This is a genomic window from Pararhizobium gei (assembly GCF_029223885.1).
Lineage (GTDB): Bacteria > Pseudomonadota > Alphaproteobacteria > Rhizobiales > Rhizobiaceae > Pararhizobium > Pararhizobium gei.
The window spans coordinates 1,980,981-2,004,550 of the sequence record NZ_CP119409.1; the positions used below are offsets into that span (position 1 = coordinate 1,980,981).

Sequence of the window (23,570 nt, forward strand, 5' to 3'; positions counted from 1 at the left end):
ATTCAGGCCTTCTTGGATTTCGCTATCGCTTTGGGCTTGGCGGCCGCCTTCGGTTTGGCAGCGGCCGTCGTCTTCGTCGCGGCTTTGGGTTTCGCCGATCGGGCAGTGGAGGCACCCTTGGCTTTCGCGGCCGGCTTGGCCGCTTTCGTCGCTTTGCCCTTGGCGGGTTTGATGCCGCCCTTGGCAATGCGCTCTGCAATCAGAAGCAGCGATTCGTCCAGCGTCACCGATGCGGGATCTTTCCCTTTCGGCAGCGTCGCATTGACCTTGCCCCAGTTGACGTAGGGACCGTATTTGCCGTCCTTGACGGTGATCGCGCCACCATCAGGATGGTCGCCGATTTCCTTCAGCGGCGCGGCGGACGCACCGCGACCGCCGGGACCCTTCGACGCCTTGTCGGCAAGGACAGAGACCGCGCGGTTGAGACCTATGGAAAACACATCCTCGATGCTCTCGACATTGGCATATTTCCCGTCATGCAGGATGAACGGGCCATAGCGGCCAAGACCGGACGAGATCATCTTGCCCGTTTCCGGATGGGCACCGATATCGCGCGGCAGGGAGAGAAGCGCCAAGGCCTTTTCGTGATCGATGATGGCCGGCGTCCAGCCTTTCGGAAGGCTCGAACGCTTGGCTTCCTTGCCATCGCCGCGCTGGACATAGGGACCAAACCGGCCGGAGCGCAGCGTGATCTCCTCGCCGGTATGCGGATCCTTGCCGAGCGACTGTGGCTCGTTCGAAACCGATGCTTCGTCGCCACCATTGCTGTCCGATGAGAGCTGGCGGGTAAAATTGCACTCCGGATAATTCGAGCAACCGACGAAGGCGCCGTATTTGCCGAGCTTCAGCGACAGCTTGCCGGTGCCGCAGACCTGGCAGATGCGCGGATCGCTGCCGTCCTCGCGCTTGGGGAAAACCAGCGGCGCCAGTTCTTCATTCAGTGCGTCGAGCACATTGGTGACGCGAAGTTCCTTGGTGTCTTCGATCTGGGCGAAAAAGTCCTTCCAGAAATCGCGAAGCACGTCCTTCCAGTTCAGTTCGCCAGCGGAAATCCGGTCAAGCTTTTCTTCCAGCGATGCCGTGAAATCATATTCGACATAACGGGTGAAAAAGCTTTCGAGGAAGGCGGTGACCAGACGGCCCTTCGCCTCGGGAATCAGCTTGCGCTTGTCGATGACGACATATTCCCGGTCGCTGAGCGTCTTCAGCGTCGCAGCATAGGTCGAGGGACGGCCGATGCCGAGCTCTTCCATTTTCTTGATCAGCGTCGCTTCCGAATAACGCGGCGGCGGTTCGGTGAAATGCTGAGTGGAATTGACCTTCTGTTTGGCCAGAGCCTCGCGCGCATTGATCTCCGGCAGACGGCCGTCGTCGTCACCGTCGTCGCTTTGCTCGCCGTCTTCCTTGGCGTCGGTGTACGCGGCGATGAAGCCGTCGAAACGGATGACGGAGCCAACGGCGCGCAGGCCAGCTTTCTGGCCATTGTTGTCCGCGATGATTTCAGCCGTGGTGCGCTCGATCTCGGCCGAGGCCATCTGGCTGGCGATGCCGCGCTTCCAGACAAGATCGTACAGCCGCAGCTGGTCCGCGTCGAGAAAGCGCTTTACCTGCTCGGGCGTCCGGGTGAAGTCCGTGGGACGGATAGCCTCATGGGCCTCCTGCGCATTCTTCGCCTTTGTCGAATAGAGTCTGGCCTTGTCGGGAACGTAGCGGCTGCCGAACTGATCGCCGATGGCGCTGCGCGCGGCGTCGATCGCTTCTGCAGCCATCTGGACACCGTCGGTACGCATATAGGTGATCAGACCCACCGTCTCGCCGCCGAGATCGACGCCCTCGTAGAGCTTCTGGGCCACCTGCATCGTGCGCGATGCCGAGAAACCCAGCTTGGAAGAGGCCGCCTGCTGCAGAGTCGACGTCGTGAAGGGCGGCGACGGGTGGCGCTTGACCGGCTTGGCCTCGATGCTGTCGACAACATAGGTGGCGCCCTCGAGAAGGGATTTCAGCCTGCCGGCATCTTCGCCATTGGAGACGGAACGCGGGGAAAGGCGCTTGCCGTCCGACGATACGAGACGCGCCTCGAATTCGTCGCCGCGCGGCGTTTTCAACAGTGCGGAGATATTCCAGTATTCCTCGGAGACAAAGCGCTCGATCTCGCTTTCGCGGTCGCAGACGAGGCGCAAGGCAACCGATTGAACCCGGCCGGCGGAACGGGCGCCCGGCAGCTTGCGCCACAGCACCGGCGACAGGTTGAACCCGACCAGATAATCCAGCGCGCGGCGTGCCAGATAGGCATCCACGAGCGGCACGTCGATATCGCGCGGATTGGCCATTGCATCAAGCACGGCCTTTTTGGTGATCGCATTGAAAACAACGCGGCTGACCGGCTTGTCGCCAATCAGCTTCTTCTTTTTCAGCAGGTCCAGCACATGCCAGGATATCGCTTCGCCCTCGCGATCCGGGTCGGTTGCTAGAATGAGCCCGTCTGCGGATTTCAGAGCGTCGCCAATATCCTTGACGCGCTTGGCCGAGGCGCTGTCCACTTCCCAGAGCATGGCAAAATCGTCGTCGGGGAGGACGGAGCCGTCCTTGGCCGGCAGGTCGCGAACATGGCCGAAAGAGGCAAGCACCTTGTAGCCTGGACCGAGATACTTGTTGATGGTCTTCGCCTTTGCAGGCGATTCCACGACGACGACATTCGTAGCCATATTCTTAAAGCAACCGTTCAAACCTGCGCCAAGCCGGGAAGAGGCGGCACAATGGGAATTATCGAAGCCCCGACATGGACAGGGATTCGCCTGCGGTCAAGTGCCGGGCCAAAAATAAGGGATACAACGTTATGCAACCTAAGAGAGATTACGTTTATATTGCAATTATAGATAAATGCGCTATCGTCTTCGAATTGCAACGCCAGCGCAGGCGGCGACAGAAATAAACAGGACGATGCGATGATTCCCAATTCCACCGGCGCAAGCAGAAAAGACGTTAAAGAACAGGAAAATATTGCCTATATCCGGCAGATGCTGGGCGAGTTGCGCGGCGTGGCCAGCCATCAGGGAGCAGATATGTTGTGCTACCTTCTGGAAATGGCGTTTGTTGAGGCAGGCGATATCCTGTCGGGAAAGCGCGAGCTGTCATTCGCCGATGCTGAGCGAAACAAGGCCGCCGGGATGGCGATGAAGCCGTCCGGCAAGATCCAGTTCTAGCAGAACGAGATAAACGGCCGAGGCTGAAAACCCGGTATGGCGGATGATGTCGTCAATCTCCACCGGTGACGGGCCAAGCGCATCGGTGATCGTTGCACGGTCGTCTTTGTTCGGCGGCGCGGCCATGGGTCCAACCTCCCGGTGGTCGGGTTCTTCGGCTTGCGTCAGGGTGAACAGATCGACCCGGCTGATCGGCGCGAGCGCCTGCAATATGTCCTGCGCCTCCGTTGTGACGATTGCTCCGTCCTTCAGAAGGGCATCGGTGCCCTGGCAGCGCGGGTCGAGCGGCGATCCCGGCACGGCGAAAACCAGCCGTCCGAAATCGGCGGCGTAGCGTGCGGTGATTAGGGAACCGGATCGTGTTGCCGCCTCCACCACGGCAAGTCCCAGACTGACGCCGGCGATCAGCCGGTTGCGGCGAGGGAAGTCCCGCGCCCGGGGCTCCCATCCGAAGGGCATTTCACTGATCGCCAGCCCGTTGCCGTCGGTGATCTCCTCCAGAAGGCCGATATTCTCCGGCGGGTAGGGCTGGTCGAGACCTCCGGCCAGTGCCGCGATCGTGCCGGTGTCGAGGCTGGCGCGATGGGCGGCTGTATCGATACCACGGGCAAGGCCGGAAATAATGGAATAGCCGGCGCGTCCGACATCGCGAGAAATCATGGCGGCGAATTTTGCGCCGCTGATCGACGCATTGCGCGAGCCGACGACGCCCAGCGACGGAAGTGTCGCGACGGAAAGCTTGCCCTTGACGGCCAGCAGCGGCGGGGCGCCGTCGATCTGGCGCAGGGCAGGGGGATAGTCCGGTTCGCCAATGCCGAGAAACCGGGCGCCGAAGCGGTGGGCGGCGGCAAGTTCCTTTTCCGCTTCTGCAAGAGATGCGACGCGGATCGCCCGGGTGGAACCACCGCGGCGAGACAATTCCGGCAGCATTTCCAAAGCGGTTTCTGCCGAACCGAAATGGTTGATGAGATCGCGGAAGGTGACGGGACCCACATTGTCGCTGCGGATCAGCCGGAGCCACGCGATCCTTTGTCTTTCCGTCAGCGCAATCCCGTTCCGTCCTGCGCCGCCGTTCGACATTGCCTTATCCTTTTTCCCCGATCCGGCCTTCAGTCCCGCTCAGCAAGCGTTGAATATTGGCCCTGTGCTTGATCCATGTAATAATACTCATCACCACGAACAGCACGCCGATTTTTCCATATCCCGTGGCCAAGAGTACAACTGGAACGACAAGCGTTGCAACCAGCGCCGAAAGGGATGAATACTTGGTGAGCTTGGCCATGCCGAGCCAGATTGCGGCAAACAGCAGAACCATGGCGGGCGCGAGCCCGAGCAGTACGCCGATATAGGTCGCAATGCCCTTGCCGCCTTTGAAACCCAGCCAGACGGGATAGAGATGGCCGAGGAAAGCTGCAAAACCGGCAGCGATTCCCGCCTCTATCCCCCAGCGTGAGGCAATTGCCGCGGCGGCCGCTCCCTTCAACGCGTCGAGCAGCAGGGTGGCTGCGGCGAGTTTCTTGTTTCCGGTGCGCAGCACGTTGGTGGCGCCGATATTGCCGGATCCGATCTTGCGGACATCGCCAAGCCCGGCCATGCGGGTGAGGATCAGGCCGAAGGGGATGGAGCCGAGCAGATAGCCGAAGATGATGCTTATGGCCGCCGGTGCCGGTCCGAGCGACCAGGAAAATATGTCGGGCACTTTTGTCTCCCCCTCAATCCGTCCCGCCGGACGCTTGTCCTTATCTTGACCCTCTTCCCGCAGGCGGGGAGAGGTTAGCCACCTTTTGCCTTCTGCCGTGTAAGGAAGAAGGCGACCGCCCTTTGGTACAGCTGGCTGACGCGGGGCAAATTATGCCGTCAATCAGAGCGAATGAACCAGTTTTCCCGCAACATAGGTACGAACTGCACGGCCGGTAAAGCGGGCATTTTCGAAGGGCGTGTTTTTCGATCGCGAAACGATGGCCTCCTTCGAGCAAAGCCACGGCTCATCGAGATCGATCAGGGTGATGTCGGCCCGGGCACCGGGCTTCAGCGTGCCGGCTTCGAGCCCGAAAATCTGCGCCGGGCGCGTCGAGAGCGCATCGATCAGCCGCATCAGCGGCACCTGGCCGCTGTGATGGAGGCGCAGGGCCGCTGCGAGCATTGTCTCCAGGCCAATCGCGCCGTCGGCGGCATCGGCAAAGGGCAGGCGCTTGGTATCGACATCCTGCGGATCATGCGAGGACACGATGATGTCGATTGCGCCGTCTGCCAGAGCCTGGACCATGGCGACCCGGTCGTCCTCGCCACGCAGCGGCGGCGAGAGCTTGAAGAAGGTGCGGTATTCGCCGATATCGTTTTCGTTCAGTGCCAGATGGTTGATGGAAATACCGCAGGTCACGTTGGCGCCGCGTCTGCGGGCGGTCGCGACGGCTTCGACGGATTCCGGCAGGGAAATCTTGGCAGCATGGTATGCGGCCCCGGTCAGGCCGGCGATCCTAAGGTCCCGTTCGAGCGGAATGATCTCCGCCTCTCTTGGTACGCCGGACAGGCCAAGCCAGCTAGCAAGCAGCCCTTCGTTCATGACGCCGCCCGCGCCCAGATATTTATCGCGGGTTTCGAGTGAAATGACGGTCCCGAATTCGCGGGCATAGGTCATGGCGCGACGCAGAACGAGCGTATCGTGCACGGGCTGGCGGCCATTGGTGAAGCACACGGAGCCCGCTTCCCGCAAAAGGCCGAACTCGGTCATTTCCTCGCCACCCAGATGCTTGGTCAGAGCCGCTGCCGGATAGACGTGGACAAGCGCCTTGTCCCGCGCAGTCTTCTGGACGAATTGAACAAGCGCGATGTCATCGATGACAGGATCGGTATCCGGCATGGTGATGATCGACGTCACGCCACCGGCCGCGGCGGCACGGGATGCCGATTCGATGGTTTCGCGATACTCGCCGCCAGGCTCGCCGACAAAGACGCGAGCATCGACGAGACCGGGCACGGCGACGAGGCCATTGCAGTCGCGGACCTCGGCCCCCTCGGGATTGCCCTGATTTCGAGCACTGCTGCCCGCTGCCAGAATCACGCCGTTCTCGACGATGATCGTGCCTGTTTCATCGAGATTGCGGGACGGGTCGATGATGCGCAGGTTTTTCAGAACGAGGCTGGTGGTCATGCCTGTGCTCCCTCACGGTTGGAAAGCAGCAGCGTTTCCATCACAGCCATGCGCACAGCGACCCCCATTTCCACCTGTTGCTCGATGACGCTCTGCGGCCCGTCGGCAATTTCAGAGGCGATCTCCACACCGCGGTTCATCGGACCGGGATGCATGACGAGCGCGTCCTCCCTGGCGACTTTCAGCTTCTCGGCGTCGAGCCCGTAATAGCGGAAATATTCCCGCACGGAGGGAACGAAGGAGCCCGCCATGCGCTCGCGCTGCAGACGCAGCATCATCACCACGTCGGCATCTTTCAGGCCCTCTTCCATCGAATGATAGACTTCGGCACCCATCGAGGCGATGCCGGACGGCAGAAGCGTGGCCGGGGCGACGACGCGGACGCGGGCGCCCATCTGGTTGAGAAGCAGGATATTGGAGCGCGCAACCCGCGAATGCAGCACATCGCCGCAGATGGCGACGATGATTCGCGACAGCTTGCCCTTGGCGCGGCGGATGGTGAGGGCATCGAGCAGCGCCTGTGTCGGATGCTCATGCTGGCCGTCGCCTGCATTGACGACCGAGCAGGAGACTTTCTGCGCCAGAAGAGCGGCGGCACCGGCTGATGAATGGCGAACCACGAGGACATCGGGGTGCATGGCATTCAGCGTCATCGCTGTGTCGATCAGCGTCTCGCCCTTCTTGACGGAGGAGTTGCTCACCGACATGTTCATCACGTCCGCCCCGAGCCGCTTTCCGGCCAGTTCGAACGACGATTGCGTCCGCGTCGATGCTTCGAAGAACAGATTGATCTGCGTCAGGCCGCGAAGCGTCGAGGTTTTCTTTTCCCTCTGGCGGGAAATCTTCACCGCCTCATCCGCCCGGTCCAGCAGGAGCGTGATGTCCTGTTCCGTCAGCCCCTTGATGCCGAGCAGGTGGCGATGCGGAAAGAAATCCATGGGAAGCCGCCTCATGATGTGAAGTTTGGTGGTCTATAATGACTGATGCGCGGGCGAGCAAGGCAGCGACACCGGAACGGAACGTCTGAGCGCCGGTTTTCCGGTGTTTTTCGCGGGGGCGCATAAATTGTTCCGGACGCCGCCTTTATACGCCGCACGTCCTGTTCCTATGCACCCGGACTTGGGCTAGAAACGCCCGATGACGATAAGCCGACATGAACAGAAACTCGCCGAACTCAACCAGCCCAAACCCTGGTCGGGGATCAATGCTTTCAGCTCCGATCCCTTGGTGGTCGATATCGCGGCGTCGATGCCGCGGCCGTTGCGCGATGAGTTCGAGACACTCGGCCGCTATGTCACCTCGCCTGAGGCGCAGGATCTCGCGCGCATGGCCAATGAGGGCGTGCCGAAGCTGAGGACCCATGGTCCCCGCGGCGAGCGCCTCGACATGGTCGAATTCCACCCCGCCTGGCATGCGCTCATGCGCCGCTCCATGACGTCGGGGCTGCATGCCTCCGCCTGGGAAAACATTGCCGACGAGCGTGGCCGCTCGCACAAGGTGCGCGCCATCCGCTTTTACCTGACGGCCCAGCTCGAATGCGGCCATCTTTGCCCGCTGACGATGACGAGCGCGTCCGTTGCTGCCATTTCCGCATCATCCGCCGTCCAGAAGGAATGGGCCCCGAAAATCCTGTCGCGCAAATATGATTCGTCGAATCGCGCCTGGATGCAGAAGTCGTCGGTCACAATTGGTATGGGCATGACGGAAAAGCAGGGTGGAACGGACCTGCGTGCCAACACCTCGACGGCGGAGCGTGTCGGCGAGGGCATTTACCGGCTGTCCGGCCACAAATGGTTCATGTCGGCACCGATGAGCGATGCCTTCGTCATGCTGGCCCAGACCCGCGAGGGGCTTGGATGTTTTCTGGTGCCGCGCCTGCTGGAGGATGGATCGGCCAACGGGCTGCGGTTCCAGCGGCTGAAGGACAAGCTCGGCAATCGCTCCAACGCATCGGCCGAGGTCGAGTTTTCCGACACGTTCGGCTTTCTCCTGGGCACGCCGGACGGAGGGCTGCGCACGACCCTCGACATGGTGACGCTGACGCGCCTCGACTGCGCGCTCGCATCCGCCGGCATGATGCGGGCTTCGCTGGCCGAGGCCGTTCACCACGTGCGTGGCCGCCAGATGTCCGGGCAGGCGCTCATCGACCAGCCGATGATGACGCGGGTGATCGCCGACATGGCACTGGATGTCGCTGCCGCCAGTGCGCTCTCCTTCCGGGTGGCCGAGGCTTTCGACAAAGCCCGCGACAGCGCGGAAGATGCGGCCTATGCCCGGATCATGACCCCGGTCGTCAAGTACTGGGCCTGCAAGATTGCCCCTGCGCTGATCTCCGAGGCGATGGAATGCATCGGCGGCAGCGGCTATGTGGAGGAACGGCCCATCGCCAGGCACTATCGGGAAGCGCCCGTTAATGCCATATGGGAAGGCTCGGGCAATGTCATGGCGCTCGATGTGCTCAGGGTGTTGAGGCGCGGCAAGGATCTGTTCGAGCTGCTTTTCCAGGTGATCAGCCGAGATCTCGGCCCCTCTGCCAAAAAGACCGTCGATGTGCTGAGGGCGGCCATGCTGCTCTGCGAGCGCGACGAAGGGGCGGCGCGCATGCTGGTCGAGCAACTGGCGCTGGCTGCCGCTGCCGCGGAACTCTACAGGATCGGGGCCGGGCGTGTTGCAGATGCCTTCCTGGAATCACGGCTCGCCGCGGGCTGGCGCTCGACTTACGGCATGCTCGATTCGCGCTTCGACGCCGCCTACATCGTGGATCTTCTCTATCCTGCCGCGACATAGGCGGTGACGATCAGGACCAGGGGAATGGTGAAGAACGAAGCCGCCGTCTGCACTGTCGCGACCGCTGCATAAAGCGGGGCGTCGCCGCCCATCTGTTTGGCAAGCAGGTAACCGTTCATGGCAGTCGGTACGCTGGCCCCGAGCGCGATGACCAGCAGGCTGTCGCCGCGGATGCCGAGCAGGTAGGCCGCACCCACCATGAAGAGCGGCATGACGATGAGCTTCAGACCAACAGCGAGAAGGACGACGCGGCTTGGCCGCAAGGCATCCACAACCTTTAACCCTGCGCCGACCATGACAAGGCCGAGGCTGAGAGATGCGGCGGCCAGCATATCAACAGCGCTCATGATTGGCCCGTAAACCGTAAGCCCAAGGAGGTTGAGCACGATGCCGAGTGCCGATGCAACAATCAAAGGGTTGGTTGTGATCTTGTAGGCGAAGAAGCGCAGTCCCTTTTTACCGCCGTTGAAGGTAATGAGCACCCCGATATTGTAGAAATTAATCGGGATGATGACGAGCGCCATGATCAGAGCTGTCAAGCTGAGGCCGAGCGGGCCATAAAGTTTCTGCGCAATTGCAAGTGCCATGAAACCGTTCCAGCGGGTGGCCGTCTGGAAGATCGAGGTGAAGGCGGCCGCGGAAACGTGCCGGTTTCGAAGGAAGGGCCAAAGCATCAGCATCGCCGCAGACATGAGGGTGATGCTGCCGATTGTCGCCAAAGCGGTGACACTGCTTTTCATTCCGGCGAAGTCCGCCCTCGCCAGCGTCGAGAAGAGCAGGGCGGGAAACAGGACGAAGTAACCGAGTTGCTCGAGGCCTTCCCAGAGGCTGAGGTCGATCAGGGGCGAGCGTTTCAGCCATATGCCCAGCGACACGAGCAAAAAGACCGGAAGGATGTTTTCGAATATGACAATCATGGGACCCGCATGAAACAACGCCTTTGATAGACACGGGCGCATCCAGCGGCAACCGCGCATGTGGAAATTAACCTTAACTAATGGTTTACGTTGCGGCCGTCGCGTTAACGGACGATTGTCGAACCGGAAGAGTTAACGACATGCAATGGAGCGGTTCGATGAGAGCTGGCTTGACGATTATCATGATGCTGTTTTTTTCAGGCCTGACACTCGATCTGTCGGTTCCGGCGGCTATCTTACTGGGTATGGTTGCTCTCGACCGGGCGGCTCTGCACATTAAGAGTGGCTGGACGATGGAGGTAGAACGGGCATGAAATGGTTCCTCATCCTATGGGCTTTCCCTGTCATTCTGCTGGCCAGCTGGTACGGCCTCTCCTATTATGACATGAGCTTCGGCTTTTTCATGCTGACCCGGCAGACGCATGATCTCGTCTTTTCGATTTATGGAAACGTGCTCGGCCTGCCGCCGGAAGCCATACCCCCGCTCGTTGCCCGTGCCATCGCCTTCGACAGCCTGATCGTCTTTGCAATCGTCGCCTATCGAAAGCGTCGCGAGTTGCGCGCCTGGTACAAAAGGCGCTTCGGCGGCATCGCTCCGACTCAGTCTCAGGAGGCACCCTTTGCCAAAGACGCCAACCTGTCCAGCGCCCCCTGAAGGATAAAGGAGGCAGCGGCCGAATCGATCCGGCCGGCCCGCTTCTTGCGCGACACGTCCATCTCGATCAGAATCCGTTCCGCTGCGACTGTCGAAAGCCGTTCATCCCAGAAGACGAAAGGGATGCCTGTCTTTGCTTCCATGTTGCGCACGAAGGCGCGCGTCGCCTGCACACGCGGTCCCTCCGAACCATCCATATTAATGGGCAGACCGATGACAAACGCGGCAATTTTTTCTTTTGCCGCCATGGCAAGCAAGGCTTCGGCATCCAGACCGAATTTCACGCGCCTGATCACCTCACGAGGCGTCGCAAAGCGCCGGCCGAGATCGGACACCGAAACGCCGATCGTCTTTGTGCCGAGGTCCAGTCCTCCGATGGCCTGGCCGGGGAGGAGGGATGACGCAAGTTCATCTATGGTGAAGACAGTCATGATTGCCGATTCGCCTTTTCAGGGTTGACCGGCTGATCCATAACCGCATCCAACCGACAAATCATCACGGAGTCCGTTCATGAAAATCAAATGGCTTGGTCATTCCGCCTTTCATCTCGAAACCGCTCAGGCGAAAATTCTCATCGATCCGTTTTTCACCGGAAATCCGTCCTTCGACGAATCGACACGCAAGGATGCCGCTGCGGGTCTGACGCACATTCTTTTGACGCACGGACATGGAGACCATGTCGGTGATACGATCGCGCTGGCGAAGGAAACGGGCGCCACCGTGGTTGCCAATGCCGATCTCGCCGCGTGGCTCGGGTCGCGCGGTGTCGCAAACGTCGAAATGGGCAATACCGGCGGCACGATCCATCTCGGCGGCTTCTCCACGACTTTCGTCAATGCCCTGCATTCATCGGCGCAGATCACGGAAGACGGCGTTTCCCATTCGCTCGGCAGCGCCAACGGGCTGGTGCTGCATTTCGAAGACGAACCGACGCTCTATCATATGGGCGACACCGACATCTTTTCCGACATGGCGCTGGTGCAGGAACTGCATCAGCCGGAAATCGGCCTCGTGCCGATCGGCGATCGTTTCACCATGGGCGGCGCGGTGGCGGCGCTTGCCTGCCAGCGCTTCTTCACGTTCGGCACGGTGCTGCCCTGTCATTACGGCTCCTTCGGCATCATCGACCAGACTGCCGATACATTTGTTGCGGCAATGGATGGCGGCAAGGCGAAGGTCGCGGTTCCTGCCGTCGGCGGCGTCGTTGCGATTTAGGGCCTGATGCGCTCGTGAATCCAACGGAGCCGGCCGCGCAAATGATTCCACCGTTGCGCGGTCGGTGCTGGGTGATTATAGCGATAGGAAAATTCCTACCGGAGATATCCATGTCAGTCGATCTCGCCACCGTGAAGCGCGTTGCGCGTCTTGCCCGCATTGCCGTTACCGAAGAGGATGCGCAGCGCATGACCGGCGAGTTGAACGGTATCCTCGGCTTCGTCGAGCAACTGTCCGAGGTCAATGTCGATGGCGTCGAGCCGATGACCTCGGTGATGCCGATGGCGATGAAGCAGCGGGCGGACGTCGTCACCGACGGCGACAAGGCCGACGATATCGTCGCCAATGCGCCCAACGAGGACCGTAATTTTTTCCTCGTTCCGAAGGTTGTCGAATAAGCCTTCTTTGCCGCCGCCCGAACGCATCCGATTGTTGAAAGCCTGCCATGACCGACCTGACCCGCCTGACCATTGCCGAAGCGCGCACGAAGCTGAGCGCCAGGGAAATCTCCGCCGTCGAACTGACGGAAGCTTATATTGGCGCGATCGATGCGGCCAATGGCGCGCTGAATGCCTATGTCGTTACCACGCCGGACAAGGCGCGCGACATGGCGAAGGCGTCAGACGCCCGCATCGCTGCCGGAAAGGCCGGTGCGCTTGAAGGCATTCCGCTCGGGATCAAGGATCTGTTCGGGACCGAGGGTGTCCATACCCAGGCGGCAAGCCATATTCTCGACGGCTTCAAGCCGAAGTACGAATCCACCGTCACCCAGAACCTGTGGAACGATGGCGCCGTCATGCTCGGCAAGCTCAACATGGATGAGTTCGCCATGGGTTCGTCTAACGAGTCGTCTTACTACGGTCCGGTGATCAACCCGTGGAAAGCAACCGGATCGAACCTCGATCTCGTGCCGGGCGGCTCTTCCGGCGGTTCGGCCGCCGCCGTCGCGGCCTTTCTCTGCGCCGGTGCGACCGCAACCGACACGGGCGGCTCGATTCGCCAGCCGGCCGCCTTTACGGGCACCGTCGGTTTCAAGCCGACCTACGGCCGCTGCTCGCGCTGGGGCATCGTCGCCTTTGCCTCCTCGCTCGACCAGGCCGGGCCAATTGCCCGCGACGTGCGCGACGCTGCAATCCTGCTGAAATCCATGGCGAGCGTCGATGCCAAGGATACGACCTCCGTCGATCTGCCGGTTCCGGATTACGAGGCCTCGCTCGGCCAGTCGCTGAAGGGAATGAAGATCGGCATCCCGAAGGAATACCGCGTCGAGGGCATGCCGGACGAAATAGAGACGCTCTGGACTCAGGGCATCGCCTGGCTGAAGGATGCCGGCGCCGAGATCGTTGATATCAGCCTGCCGCACACGAAATATGCGCTGCCGGCCTATTATATCGTCGCGCCGGCCGAGGCCTCGTCCAATCTTGCCCGCTATGACGGCGTTCGCTACGGCCTGCGCATCGACGGCAAGGACATCGCCGACATGTATGAAAAGACCCGCGCCGCCGGCTTCGGCACCGAGGTCAAGCGCCGCATCATGATCGGCACCTACGTGCTGTCGGCCGGGTATTACGACGCCTATTATTTGCAGGCCCAGAAGGTCCGCACCTTGATCAAGCGGGACTTCGAACTGGCCTTCCATGCCGGTGTCGACGCCATCCTGACGCCAGCCACCCCATCTTCGGCCTTCGGCATCGCCGACGAGGATCTGGCCTCCGATCCGGTGAAAATGTATCTCAACGACATCTTCACGGTGACGGTCAACATGGCGGGCCTGCCCGGCATCGCCGTTCCCGCCGGTCTCGACCACAAGGGTCTGCCGCTTGGTCTCCAATTGATCGGCAAGCCTTTCGAGGAAGAAACGCTGTTCAGGACGGCGCATGTCATCGAGCAGGCAGCCGGAAAGTTCTCGCCGCAGAAGTGGTGGTAATCCCGTTGGTGCTGCTGGCCAAAAGGCGGCGCTGATGCTTAACTGAGGCTGAAAGGATCCGCCGTATGGTCAGCGTTCGCCTTGCGCATGAAGAGGAGATTGTCTGTCTGGCGGCCATCGGCCTCGCGGCCTGGGAAAGGGCGGTGTCTGGTCTTGCCGACGCTCAGGGTATGCGCCGCGTCGCGGAATTGTCGTTCCTGTCCTTTCTAAGATCGAACTGGTTTTCCGTCAGCGTCATCGGGACTGATGGCACCGTTGCCGGATGGGCGGCACGCGAAGACCGCGATGGCAATATCTCCGATCTCTGGATAGAGCCCGCGGTCCAGCGAAGCGGTCTCGGCTCTGCACTGCTTGCAGATCTCGAAAGCAGGATACTGGCCGAGGGTTTTGGCGCCGCCATCGTCAAGACGCATGCGCAGAACGCGCAGGCGATCGGCTTCTTTCGCAAACATGGATATTCGGTCAGTTCGCTCTCAACGGCCTATGCGCCCAAACTCGACAGGGACGTGGAATCGATCGGCATGACAAAAATGCTGGAAGAGCCGGTCGCCCAGCAGAATCTGCAGTGGTTCTAAGCGGAACGGCAGGCCCCCGACGAACATGTGCCGAAATTCGGGCGAGCGCGTTCATCCGCTGGGCAAGCGGCATCTCTGCCGTGTTGGCACGACCTCAAGCGCGACAAGCCTTGCACCTCCCGCCCAATTGTTCTACCGAGAAGTCATCATCCGAGCCTGCAGAAGAGCATTCCATGACCCTTGTCGATGTCCGCATTTCCGAACCGAAACGCTATATTCCCGGCGCGACCGGCGACTGGGAAGTGATCGTCGGGATGGAAGTGCACGCTCAGGTAACAAGCAATTCGAAGCTGTTTTCCGGTGCGTCCACGACCTTTGGCAATGCGCCGAATTCCAACGTGTCGCTTGTCGATGCGGCAATGCCCGGCATGCTGCCCGTGATCAACGAGGAATGTGTGAAGCAGGCAGTCCGCACCGGCCTCGGCCTGAAGGCCCAGATCAACAAGCGGTCGATCTTCGATCGTAAAAACTATTTCTATCCCGATCTGCCGCAAGGCTACCAGATCTCGCAGTTCAAGGATCCGATCGTCGGAGAGGGCCAGATCGTCATCTCCGTCGGTCCGGATCGTCAGGGGCAGTTCGAGGATGTGGAGATCGGCATCGAGCGGCTGCATCTGGAGCAGGATGCCGGCAAGTCGATGCACGACCAGAGCCCAACCCTGTCCTATGTCGATCTCAACCGGTCCGGTGTCGCGCTGATGGAGATCGTTTCCAAGCCCGACATGCGCTCGTCGGATGAAGCCAAGGCCTATATGACCAAGCTGCGCTCGATCGTGCGCTATCTCGGCACCTGCGACGGCAATATGGACGAAGGCTCGATGCGTGCCGACGTCAACGTCTCCGTGCGCCGTCCGGGCGAGGGTTTCGGCACGCGCTGCGAAATCAAGAACGTCAACTCGATCCGGTTCATCGGTCAGGCGATCGAATACGAGGCCCGCCGCCAGATCGCCATTCTCGAGGATGGCGGCTCGATCGATCAGGAAACCCGGTTGTTCGATCCGGGCAAGGGCGAGACCCGGTCGATGCGCTCGAAGGAAGATGCGCATGACTATCGCTACTTCCCCGATCCGGACCTTCTGCCGCTTGAATTCGACGATGCCTTCATCGAGGCTCTGAAGGCGGATCTGCCGGAACTTCCCGACGACAAGAAGGAGCGCTTCGTGCGCGATCTCGGCCTGTCGATCTACGACGCCTCCGTGCTCGTATCGGAAAAGGCGATCGCCGACTATTTCGAGGCCGTCGCAGCCGGTCGTGACGGCAAGATTGCCGCAAACTGGGTTATCAACGACTTGCTGGGCGCCTTGAACAAGGCCGGCAAAGGCATTGAAGAGACTCCCGTTTCGCCCGTTCAGCTGGGTGGCATTCTTGACCTCATCAAATCGGAAGTCATTTCCGGCAAGATCGCCAAGGACCTTTTCGAGATCGTCTGGAACGAAGGCGGAGACCCTGCGGAAATCGTTGAAGCCCGCGGTATGAAGCAGGTCACCGATACCGGCGCCATCGAAAAAGCCGTGGACGAAATCATCGCCGCCAACCCTGATCAGGTCGAGAAGGTCAAGGCCAAGCCGTCGCTTGCCGGCTGGTTCGTGGGACAGGTGATGAAGGCGACCGGAGGCAAGGCCAATCCGCAGGCCGTGCAGGCGCTGGTCAAGGCCAAGCTCGGGATCGAGGACTGATGTTCTTCGTCCGCACCGCCTCCGAACGCGATCTTGCCAAGGTGAGCGCGCTGCTCGGTGAAACCTGGCACGCGACCTACGACGTGCTCTATGGTGTCGACAAGGTCACGGAGTTGACCGAAAAATGGCATTCCCTGCCTGCGCTGAAGGCCCGGCTTGCCCGGAAGAACGCCGAATTCGTGGTGGCGGATAGCGGCAAGGACATCGGCGGCATGGGTTATGCCGCCATGTCGGAAACACGGACAAAAACTGCCGTGCTGCACCAGCTCTACGTGTTGCCGAAATTCCAGCGCCAGGGCATCGGGCGTGAGATGTTCGCGGAACTTGAAACCTGCTTTCCGGACGCAGAGATCATGCAGTTGGAAGTCGAGCCGCAGAACCGGCAGGCGATCGATTTCTATCAAGCCCACGGCTTTGTGAAAACCGGAGAGACGGCCAGTTGCGGGGATGCGCAATCGGGCATTCCGGCAATCGTGATGGAGAAGCCGCTGAACAGATGAGCAGCGGGATTTACCGGCATCGCCTGCCATGGCAGGTCTGGAATCGCTGGACAAGCGACGGGCTGCGCGGCATAAGCAGGGTTATATTTGTGTAACCGGTTGCCCTTCCGGGCGCGGTCAAGGACGGACATGATGAAGTCTCTGCTGCAGATCTTTACCTGGTGGAACGGACAGACGATGGGCACCCGTTTCCACACCTGGCGTTTTGGCACGCGCGTCGGTTCGGACGAGGCGGGCAACGTCTACTATCAGGGCGGCAAGGATTCCGAAGGCCGCACGCGCCGCTGGGTGATCTACAACGGCTATGCCGACGCCTCGGCGATTCCGCCGGGCTGGCATGGCTGGATGCACCATCGCACGGATGTGTCGCCGGCCGATGAAGCCTATGAGGCGCGCGAATGGCAGAAGCCGCATCGCCCGAACGGTACCGGCACCGCCGAGGCCTACCGTCCCCCGGGCTCGATGAACGCTGCCGGCGAACGTCCGCGGGTCACTGGTGACTACGACGCCTGGACGCCGCGTTCCTGAACCGTCATAGGCGGGGTAGCGATGGTCGTGTCTGCAGGACATCACGCCTCGGCCACATTTCATGTTTAGCGCGTGATCGCTGAGTTTTATCGGTATCATGCGGGAGACCGGCTTTTATGGTAGTTTCACATCAGCGAACTGAAACGCGCGGGCGCCTTGCAGCGACAGCGCTGTTCGCGGTTGCGGGCTGTGTGTTTCTCTGCACTGCCGGTGCAACGAAGGCCGCCCGCATCGACAACCCGGTCGCTGTCTTCTCCGGAATCGACAAGATCACCGGCCGCATCACCACCTTCGACGTCTATATCGGCGAAACCGTGCAGTTCGGCGCGTTGCAGGTGACGCCGCGTGTCTGCTACAGCCGTGACGATACAGAGGCGCCAAAGACAGACACCTTCGTCGAGGTGGACGAGATCACCCTCGACCGCAAGATCCGACGCATCTTTACAGGCTGGATGTTTGCCGACAGTCCGGGCCTCAACGCCGTCGAACATCCCGTCTACGATGTCTGGCTTACGAGTTGCAAGGCGAAGTCCGATCTTCCGCCGCCGGACGCTGCAGCATCGCAACAGTGAGGGATCTCGGTCTCAAAACGAGATATGAGGCCCCGCCACTGCCTGCTCCAGCAGCCGTGCATATCTGGCCTTTGGAATATCGATGGCGCCGAAATTTTTCAAGTGATCCGTGGTGAACTGAGTGTCGAGCAGGGTGAAACCCCGCTTGCGCAGGCGCTCAACGAGATAGACGAGGCATATCTTCGAAGCATCCGTGCGGCGCGAAAACATGCTTTCGCCAAAAAAGGCCGCGCCGAGCGACACACCGTAGAGCCCACCCGCCAATTCACCGCCATCCCAGGCTTCGACGGAGTGCGCATGCCCCATCCTATGCAGGGTTGTGTAGAGGGAGCGGATTTTCCGGTTGATCCAGGTGGTCGGGCGATCCGGGGCAGGGGCGGCGCAGCCTTCCATGACCTGCTCGAAAGCAGTGTCGTATCGAATATCGAAGGGTGCGCGCCGGATGGTCTTCGCCAGGCTTTTCGGGACGTGGAAATCATCGAGCGGGATGACGCCCCGCAGTTCAGGCTCGACCCAGAAAAGGTCGGGGTCGTCGGCACTGTCGGCCATTGGAAAAAGACCGATGGAATAGGCCCGCAACAGCAAATCCGGTGTGATCTCCGGCTGCCTGCTGCGGGTCCCCTTCATTCAAAACCTCATTCGGCCGGTTGGGCCAGATAGTTTTCCAGCCAAAGGATGTCGTAGTCGCCATTGGCGATATCCTGATTGTTGATCAGGTCCTGGAACAGCGGCAAGGTCGTCTTGATGCCATCGATCACGAACTCATCGAGCACGCGGCGCAGACGCATCATACATTCGACCCGGGTACGGCCATGGACGATCAGCTTGCCGATCAGGCTGTCGTAATAGGGCGGGATCTTGTAGCCCTGATAGGCGCCAGAATCGACGCGAACGCCAAGACCGCCAGGGGCGTGAAAATGCGTGATCGTACCGGGCGACGGCACGAAGGTGCGCGGATCCTCGGCATTGATGCGGCATTCGATGGCGTGGCCGGAAAACACGATCTCGTCCTGCGTCACGGAAAGTCCGCCGCCGGAGGCGACACGGATTTGTTCGTGCACGAGGTCGATGCCGGTGATCGCTTCGGTGATCGGGTGTTCGACCTGCAGGCGCGTGTTCATTTCGATGAAAAAGAACTCGCCGTTTTCGTAGAGGAACTCGATCGTCCCGGCGCCGCGATATTTCAGCTTGCGCATGGCATCGGCGCAGATTTCGCCGATCTTCATTCGCTGCTCGACATTCAAGGCGGGCGAATTCGCCTCCTCCCAAACCTTCTGGTGACGACGCTGAAGCGAGCAGTCGCGTTCCCCGAGATGGATGGCATTGCCTTCGCCGTCGCCGACGACCTGGATTTCAATGTGGCGCGGTTTGGAGAGGTATTTTTCCATGTAGACGGCGTCGTTGCCGAAGGCGGCAAGCGCCTCGGAACGCGCAGTAGAAACTGCTTCCGAGAGTTCTTCCTCGTTCTTTGCCACCTTCATGCCGCGGCCGCCGCCGCCGGCCGTTGCCTTGATCAGCACCGGGAAGCCGATCTCGCGGGCAATTTCCAGCGCGTTCTCAGGCTTGACCTCGCCGGCGGAGCCCGGAACGACCGGAATGCCGAGCGACTTGGCGGTTTCCTTGGCGGTGATCTTGTCGCCCATGATACGGATGTGATCGGCGGTCGGCCCAATAAAGGTGATGCCGTGCGCGTCGAGAATATCGGCGAACTTGGCGTTCTCCGACAAAAACCCGTAGCCGGGATGCACCGCATCGGCGCCGGTGATTTCACAGGCGGCGACGATCTGGTGAATGTTCAGATAACTGTCGCGTGAGGGCGGCGGGCCGATGCAGACGCTTTCGTCGGCAAGCCGCACATGCATGGCATTGGCGTCCGCCGTGGAGTGAACGGCAACTGTCGCAATGCCGAGTTCCTTACAGGCGCGCAGCACACGAAGGGCGATTTCGCCGCGATTGGCGATGAGGATCTTGGAAATCATGTGCTGTGGCCTATTCGATGATGACAAGCGCTTCGCCGTACTCGACAGGTGCGCCGTCTTCAACGAGAATTTCTGTCACCTTGCCGGCGCGGGGCGCCGGAATCTGGTTCATCGTCTTCATGGCTTCGATGATCAGGATGGTCTGGCCTTCCTTGACCGTGGCGCCGACTTCAACGAAGGCACGCGAACCCGGGGCCGGGGACAGATAGGCCGTGCCGACCATCGGTGCGGTCAGCGCGTTCTTGGATGTCTTGGCAGCCTCCGCCGCCGAGACGCCTGCCGCTACGGCCTGTACCGGCGCTGCTGCCGGAACCGGTGCGGTCACATATTGCGGCGTGCCGGCTCTGGAAACGCGGATGCGCAGGTCTTCCTGCTCCACTTCGATCTCGGTCAGATCGGTTTCATTCAGGATATTGGCGAGATCGCGGATAAGAGCCTGGTCGATCGCGGGTTTCTTGTCAGCCATGGATATGAGCCTCTTGTTCTTTTTATTTCGTGTGTTGTGTGAGTGTCTTTAGCGCATTGAGCGCCAGAATGTAACTGTCGGCGCCAAAGCCGCAGATGACGCCCTTTGCAGCCGGCGCAAGCATCGATCTGTGCCGGAATTCCTCGCGGGCATGGACGTTGGACAGATGCACCTCGATCACCGGAATCCCGATCGCCTTGGCAGCGTCATGGAGCGCGATCGATGTATGCGTATAGGCACCGGCATTGACGGCAATACCTTTGGCGACAGCGCCGGCTTCATGGAACCAGTCGATGAGATCGCCCTCGTGGTTGCTCTGGCGGCACACGACATCGAGATCGAGCGATTTTCCGTGTTCGACACACATGGCTTCCAAGTCGGCCAAAGTCTGCCCGCCATAAATTCCCGGCTCGCGTTTGCCGAGCGCATTGAGGTTGGGGCCGTTCAGCACGAAAATTGTCGATGGCATAAGGGATCGGTCCGATAATCGAGGAATACCTATAGCCGGATGGCCTACCGAGGAAAAGCCCTATGCTTCCTCGAAATGTCCTCTCCGCGGCCCACCGCTTGAGCAAGGATGATACTTAGCAGATCGTCTTGCCACAGGAGCGGACATTGGCAACTTTTTGCGCGAGTTCGTCAGCGCCGACGGCACCAAACAGGGTTTCCTGACCGATCACGTAGGATGGAGTGCCGGTAACACCCAGACTGTTTGCCAGCGTATAGGCCTCCTTGACGCCTTCGTCGCTTCCGTTTTCTTCCATTTTTTTCCGAAGGTCCGCCTCTTTTACATCAAGGCGCACGGCAACGGCGATGGCTGTTTCTTCCGTGGCGCGATCTTCTCCACCGAGAAGGGCCCGGTGGAATTCGCCGTATTTTTCCGGTGCGATCTCTCGGAATGCAGCACTCACCTTGTGGGCGGCCAGCGAATCGGGACCGAGTATCGGCAATTCCTTCAGCACGAAACGGACATTCTTGTCCGTTTCGAGAATGGCATCCATGTCGGACAGCGCACGTTTGCAGTAACCGCAATTGTAGTCGTAGAATTCCACAATCGTGACGTCGCCCTGTGGGTTGCCAAGAGTTACATCGAATTTCGACTGAAAAATCGCCTTTTCATTGTCCTTTATGGCGGACTGAGCCTGCTTCAACTGTTCGTCAGCCTGCTTTTTCTTCAAGGCCTGCTGGGCCTCCAGAAGAATTTCAGGATTGGCGACAAGGTATTCGCGGATGAACTCGCCCATTTCCTGCTTTTGCTTGTCATCGAGCGCATGGGCGGTCTGTGGTACGATGGCGGTTGCCGTCAAAAGTGCGAAGGTCGAAGCGAAAGCGGTGCGGACGTTCAATCTCATATCTTCCTCATAGCCTTTAGGAGCAACTGCCGGTCAACTGCAAAGACCCTGGGCCTGCTGAAAGACAACGCATTGCTGCCGTAACCATAGGGGGCCGGCACGTCAAACGAAACCGTAAAGTCGGCGGAAATGCGGCATTCGCGCACTTGTGAAGGTTCTTGCGATCTGGCACATCGCCATGTACCAGAAGCCTATCGAGGATGTGCCGTTGACGCCGCTTTCCAGCCGCAGTTCCGTTGAGCCTTTCCACGCGATGGACGTTCTTGCCGAAGCGACGAAGCGGCGGGAGGCTGGGCATCCGGTAATCTCCATGGCGGTGGGTCAACCGAGCCATCCAGCGCCGAAGGCAGCACTTGATGCAGCCCGTGCGGCGCTTGCTCATGGACGCTTCGGCTATACCGATGCCCTGGGCATGTCGTCGCTGAGATCGGCGATCGCAAGCCATTATGCCGCTCGCTATGGAATCGAGATAGACCCGCAACGCGTAGCCGTCACGACCGGATCGTCGGCGGCTTTCAATCTTGCCTTTCTGGCGCTTTTCGATCCGGGTGACAGCGTTGCAATCGCGCGCCCGGGCTATCCCGCCTATCGCAACATTCTGACTGCCCTGGGTTTGACCGTGGTGGAAGTCGAAGCGGACGCCGAAAACGGTTTTACGCTGACGCCCGCCAATCTGGCAGCCGCGGAAGCAAAATCAGGCAAACGGCTGAAGGGCGTCCTTCTCGCCAGCCCGGCCAATCCCACAGGCACAGTGACCGGAAAGGCCGGTCTTGCGGCATTGGCCGGCTATTGCCGCGAGCGCGACATCGCCTTCATTTCGGATGAAATCTACCATGGCCTGACATTTGCAGGCGAGGAAACGACGGCGCTCAGCGTCACTGACGACGCCGTCATTATCAACTCCTTCTCCAAATATTACTGCATGACCGGCTGGCGCATCGGCTGGATGATCCTGCCCGGATCCCTCGTGCGGGCCTTCGAGCGGATCGCGCAAAGCCTCTATATTTCGCCGCCGGAACTATCCCAGATTGCAGCGGAAGCCGCACTCGGGGCGGCAGCGGAACTCGATCTCCACAGGGCCTCCTATGCCGCAAACCGCGCTTTATTGCTTAAACGTCTACCGGAAATAGGACTAGGCATTGCATCGCCCATGGATGGCGCCTTCTACGCCTATGCGGATGTCAGCCGGTTCACCAATGACAGCATGGATTTTGCGAAAAAGATGCTTGCAGAAATTAACGTCGCTGCCACGCCCGGCCTGGATTTCGATCCGCTCGAAGGTCACCGGACCATGCGTTTTTCCTATGCTGGGGACGGCAAGGATATGGCCGAAGCCATGGATCGCATCGGCCGGTGGTTGGCGTAAAAATAAGGTAAATCAACTGACTAGGCTTGATTTCGGAATCACCCTGCGAGGGCGATGATTCAGAAGATGAGCCTGCTGTTTCCCGATTTTGCCGTGCCGAAACGACTAGGGCTTAATATTGCAGTCAAAAAGAGAGAGTAGATGTCGAGCACGGCAGAGCCGGAATTTTCATCGCCTCCTCGGAAATGTGCCTATTTATTTTGCATAACGTTATCGGCCTAAAAATGGGGCACGAAGCTATTGAATTTTCGATGTTTCGCGATAAACTATAAATTCAATGATCTATATTTTAGAGGTGTCGATAATGCTTGACTTATTTCAGGGAAAGAGAAAGTCGGAAACTGGAGGCGCCTCCGGATTGAGTGGCATCGTCCGGGCCTTCATACTGTTTGACGAAAAAGAATATCTGGATGCAAACCCGGATGTTCGAGGTGCCGTGAGAGCGGGCTTGTTCCCGTCAGGGTTGGCCCACTTTCAGGCGAACGGGCATAAGGAAGGCCGTTTTCCGGGATATGCGGGGTTCAACTGGGACGATTATATTCGTGCCAATGCTGATTTGGCCCCGCTGCGAAACTCAACGGATCCCGAAGCTGCTGCGCGGACCCATTTCCGCGAGGCTGGCTACCGGGAAGGGCGACAGACTACGCCTTAAATTTTCCGTCGTTAAATTTTTGTATCATCAAGGGGATAAACAGGTCTTG

At 59.9% G+C, this 23,570-nt stretch carries 26 protein-coding genes; 14 read left to right on the forward strand and 12 right to left on the reverse strand.

Annotated elements, in window-relative coordinates; genetic code table 11:
• Positions 1-2: 2 nt before the first annotated feature.
• Complete coding sequence (topA, locus tag PY308_RS09690) at positions 3-2,705, reverse strand: type I DNA topoisomerase (RefSeq protein WP_275790696.1); 2,703 nt, start codon at positions 2,703-2,705, stop codon at positions 3-5.
• Between the two features lie 240 nt (positions 2,706-2,945).
• On the opposite strand from topA, the gene PY308_RS09695 reads away from it, so the two are divergent.
• Positions 2,946-3,203: a hypothetical protein gene (locus PY308_RS09695; protein WP_275790698.1), complete on the forward strand. Its 258-nt coding sequence runs from the start codon at positions 2,946-2,948 to the stop codon at positions 3,201-3,203.
• On the opposite strand, the gene dprA is transcribed toward PY308_RS09695, so the two are convergent.
• The 4 genes from dprA to PY308_RS09715 form a co-directional block, all read right to left on the reverse strand.
• Positions 3,132-4,283: a DNA-processing protein DprA gene (gene dprA, locus PY308_RS09700; RefSeq protein WP_275790700.1), complete on the reverse strand. Its 1,152-nt coding sequence runs from the start codon at positions 4,281-4,283 to the stop codon at positions 3,132-3,134. The genes PY308_RS09695 and dprA overlap by 72 nt on opposite strands.
• A gap of 4 nt (positions 4,284-4,287) precedes the next feature.
• Entirely contained in the window at positions 4,288-4,902 is a 615-nt protein-coding gene (gene plsY / locus PY308_RS09705; RefSeq protein WP_434064221.1) for a glycerol-3-phosphate 1-O-acyltransferase PlsY, read from the reverse strand.
• A gap of 162 nt (positions 4,903-5,064) precedes the next feature.
• A complete protein-coding gene (locus PY308_RS09710; protein WP_275790703.1) occupies positions 5,065-6,354 on the reverse strand; it encodes a dihydroorotase in 1,290 nt (429 codons plus the stop codon).
• The gene (locus PY308_RS09715; protein WP_275790704.1) at positions 6,351-7,292 is read right to left on the reverse strand and encodes an aspartate carbamoyltransferase catalytic subunit; all 942 of its coding nucleotides are present in this window, start codon (positions 7,290-7,292) and stop codon (positions 6,351-6,353) included. The genes PY308_RS09710 and PY308_RS09715 overlap by 4 nt, the downstream gene beginning before the upstream one ends.
• A 199-nt stretch (positions 7,293-7,491) precedes the next feature.
• On the opposite strand from PY308_RS09715, the gene PY308_RS09720 reads away from it, so the two are divergent.
• On the forward strand, positions 7,492-9,141 hold the full coding sequence (locus tag PY308_RS09720) for an acyl-CoA dehydrogenase family protein (RefSeq protein ID WP_275790707.1): 1,650 nt from the start codon (positions 7,492-7,494) through the stop codon (positions 9,139-9,141).
• Here the strand turns inward: PY308_RS09720 and PY308_RS09725 are convergent.
• Positions 9,123-10,058 carry an AEC family transporter gene (locus PY308_RS09725; protein ID WP_275790709.1) on the reverse strand — a complete coding sequence of 312 codons (936 nt, stop codon included), beginning with the start codon at positions 10,056-10,058 and terminating at the stop codon, positions 9,123-9,125. The genes PY308_RS09720 and PY308_RS09725 overlap by 19 nt on opposite strands.
• Before the next feature lie 170 nt (positions 10,059-10,228).
• On the opposite strand from PY308_RS09725, the gene PY308_RS09730 reads away from it, so the two are divergent.
• Both PY308_RS09730 and PY308_RS09735 read left to right on the forward strand, forming a co-directional pair.
• Entirely contained in the window at positions 10,229-10,372 is a 144-nt protein-coding gene (locus PY308_RS09730) for a hypothetical protein (RefSeq protein ID WP_275790711.1), read from the forward strand.
• The gene (locus PY308_RS09735) at positions 10,369-10,713 is read left to right on the forward strand and encodes a DUF6105 family protein (RefSeq protein ID WP_275790713.1); all 345 of its coding nucleotides are present in this window, start codon (positions 10,369-10,371) and stop codon (positions 10,711-10,713) included. The genes PY308_RS09730 and PY308_RS09735 overlap by 4 nt, the downstream gene beginning before the upstream one ends.
• On the opposite strand, the gene ruvX is transcribed toward PY308_RS09735, so the two are convergent.
• On the reverse strand, positions 10,665-11,144 hold the full coding sequence (gene ruvX / locus PY308_RS09740; protein WP_275790714.1) for a Holliday junction resolvase RuvX: 480 nt from the start codon (positions 11,142-11,144) through the stop codon (positions 10,665-10,667). The two genes, PY308_RS09735 and ruvX, sit on opposite strands and share 49 nt — an antisense overlap.
• A 79-nt stretch (positions 11,145-11,223) precedes the next feature.
• Here ruvX and PY308_RS09745 point away from each other — a divergent pair, with 79 nt between their 5' ends.
• The 8 genes from PY308_RS09745 to PY308_RS09780 all read left to right on the forward strand — a co-directional run bounded on the left by PY308_RS09745 (position 11,224) and on the right by PY308_RS09780 (position 17,706).
• Entirely contained in the window at positions 11,224-11,928 is a 705-nt protein-coding gene (locus tag PY308_RS09745; RefSeq protein WP_275790715.1) for a metal-dependent hydrolase, read from the forward strand.
• Between the two features lie 110 nt (positions 11,929-12,038).
• Entirely contained in the window at positions 12,039-12,326 is a 288-nt protein-coding gene (gene gatC, locus PY308_RS09750) for an Asp-tRNA(Asn)/Glu-tRNA(Gln) amidotransferase subunit GatC (RefSeq protein WP_275790717.1), read from the forward strand.
• Between the two features lie 47 nt (positions 12,327-12,373).
• Complete coding sequence (gene gatA / locus PY308_RS09755) at positions 12,374-13,855, forward strand: Asp-tRNA(Asn)/Glu-tRNA(Gln) amidotransferase subunit GatA (protein ID WP_275790719.1); 1,482 nt, start codon at positions 12,374-12,376, stop codon at positions 13,853-13,855.
• Positions 13,856-13,920: 65 nt separating this feature from the next.
• Positions 13,921-14,430: a GNAT family N-acetyltransferase gene (locus PY308_RS09760; protein ID WP_275790721.1), complete on the forward strand. Its 510-nt coding sequence runs from the start codon at positions 13,921-13,923 to the stop codon at positions 14,428-14,430.
• Between the two features lie 173 nt (positions 14,431-14,603).
• Positions 14,604-16,106 (forward strand): Asp-tRNA(Asn)/Glu-tRNA(Gln) amidotransferase subunit GatB, encoded by a 1,503-nt coding sequence (gene gatB, locus PY308_RS09765; RefSeq protein WP_275790723.1) that lies wholly within the window; start codon positions 14,604-14,606, stop codon positions 16,104-16,106.
• On the forward strand, positions 16,106-16,606 hold the full coding sequence (locus PY308_RS09770) for a GNAT family N-acetyltransferase (RefSeq protein WP_275790726.1): 501 nt from the start codon (positions 16,106-16,108) through the stop codon (positions 16,604-16,606). The genes gatB and PY308_RS09770 overlap by 1 nt, the downstream gene beginning before the upstream one ends.
• A gap of 132 nt (positions 16,607-16,738) precedes the next feature.
• Positions 16,739-17,134 (forward strand): NADH:ubiquinone oxidoreductase subunit NDUFA12, encoded by a 396-nt coding sequence (locus PY308_RS09775; RefSeq protein WP_275791075.1) that lies wholly within the window; start codon positions 16,739-16,741, stop codon positions 17,132-17,134.
• A 116-nt stretch (positions 17,135-17,250) separates the two neighbouring features.
• Positions 17,251-17,706, forward strand: coding sequence for a DUF2155 domain-containing protein (locus tag PY308_RS09780; protein ID WP_275790728.1), 456 nt, complete (start codon positions 17,251-17,253; stop codon positions 17,704-17,706).
• A 12-nt stretch (positions 17,707-17,718) separates the two neighbouring features.
• On the opposite strand, the gene aat is transcribed toward PY308_RS09780, so the two are convergent.
• The 5 genes from aat to PY308_RS09805 all read right to left on the reverse strand — a co-directional run bounded on the left by aat (position 17,719) and on the right by PY308_RS09805 (position 21,503).
• A complete protein-coding gene (gene aat / locus PY308_RS09785) occupies positions 17,719-18,333 on the reverse strand; it encodes a leucyl/phenylalanyl-tRNA--protein transferase (protein ID WP_275790730.1) in 615 nt (204 codons plus the stop codon).
• 8 nt (positions 18,334-18,341) lie between these two features.
• Entirely contained in the window at positions 18,342-19,685 is a 1,344-nt protein-coding gene (gene accC, locus PY308_RS09790) for an acetyl-CoA carboxylase biotin carboxylase subunit (protein WP_275790732.1), read from the reverse strand.
• Positions 19,686-19,695: 10 nt separating this feature from the next.
• Positions 19,696-20,151 carry an acetyl-CoA carboxylase biotin carboxyl carrier protein gene (accB, locus tag PY308_RS09795; RefSeq protein ID WP_275790734.1) on the reverse strand — a complete coding sequence of 152 codons (456 nt, stop codon included), beginning with the start codon at positions 20,149-20,151 and terminating at the stop codon, positions 19,696-19,698.
• Between the two features lie 22 nt (positions 20,152-20,173).
• A complete protein-coding gene (aroQ, locus tag PY308_RS09800) occupies positions 20,174-20,620 on the reverse strand; it encodes a type II 3-dehydroquinate dehydratase (protein ID WP_275790735.1) in 447 nt (148 codons plus the stop codon).
• Positions 20,621-20,735: 115 nt separating this feature from the next.
• Complete coding sequence (locus PY308_RS09805; RefSeq protein WP_275790737.1) at positions 20,736-21,503, reverse strand: DsbA family protein; 768 nt, start codon at positions 21,501-21,503, stop codon at positions 20,736-20,738.
• A 178-nt stretch (positions 21,504-21,681) separates the two neighbouring features.
• On the opposite strand from PY308_RS09805, the gene PY308_RS09810 reads away from it, so the two are divergent.
• Entirely contained in the window at positions 21,682-22,869 is a 1,188-nt protein-coding gene (locus PY308_RS09810) for a pyridoxal phosphate-dependent aminotransferase (RefSeq protein ID WP_434064222.1), read from the forward strand.
• 304 nt (positions 22,870-23,173) lie between these two features.
• The gene (locus PY308_RS09815; protein ID WP_275790739.1) at positions 23,174-23,521 is read left to right on the forward strand and encodes a hypothetical protein; all 348 of its coding nucleotides are present in this window, start codon (positions 23,174-23,176) and stop codon (positions 23,519-23,521) included.
• Positions 23,522-23,570: the final 49 nt, after the last annotated feature.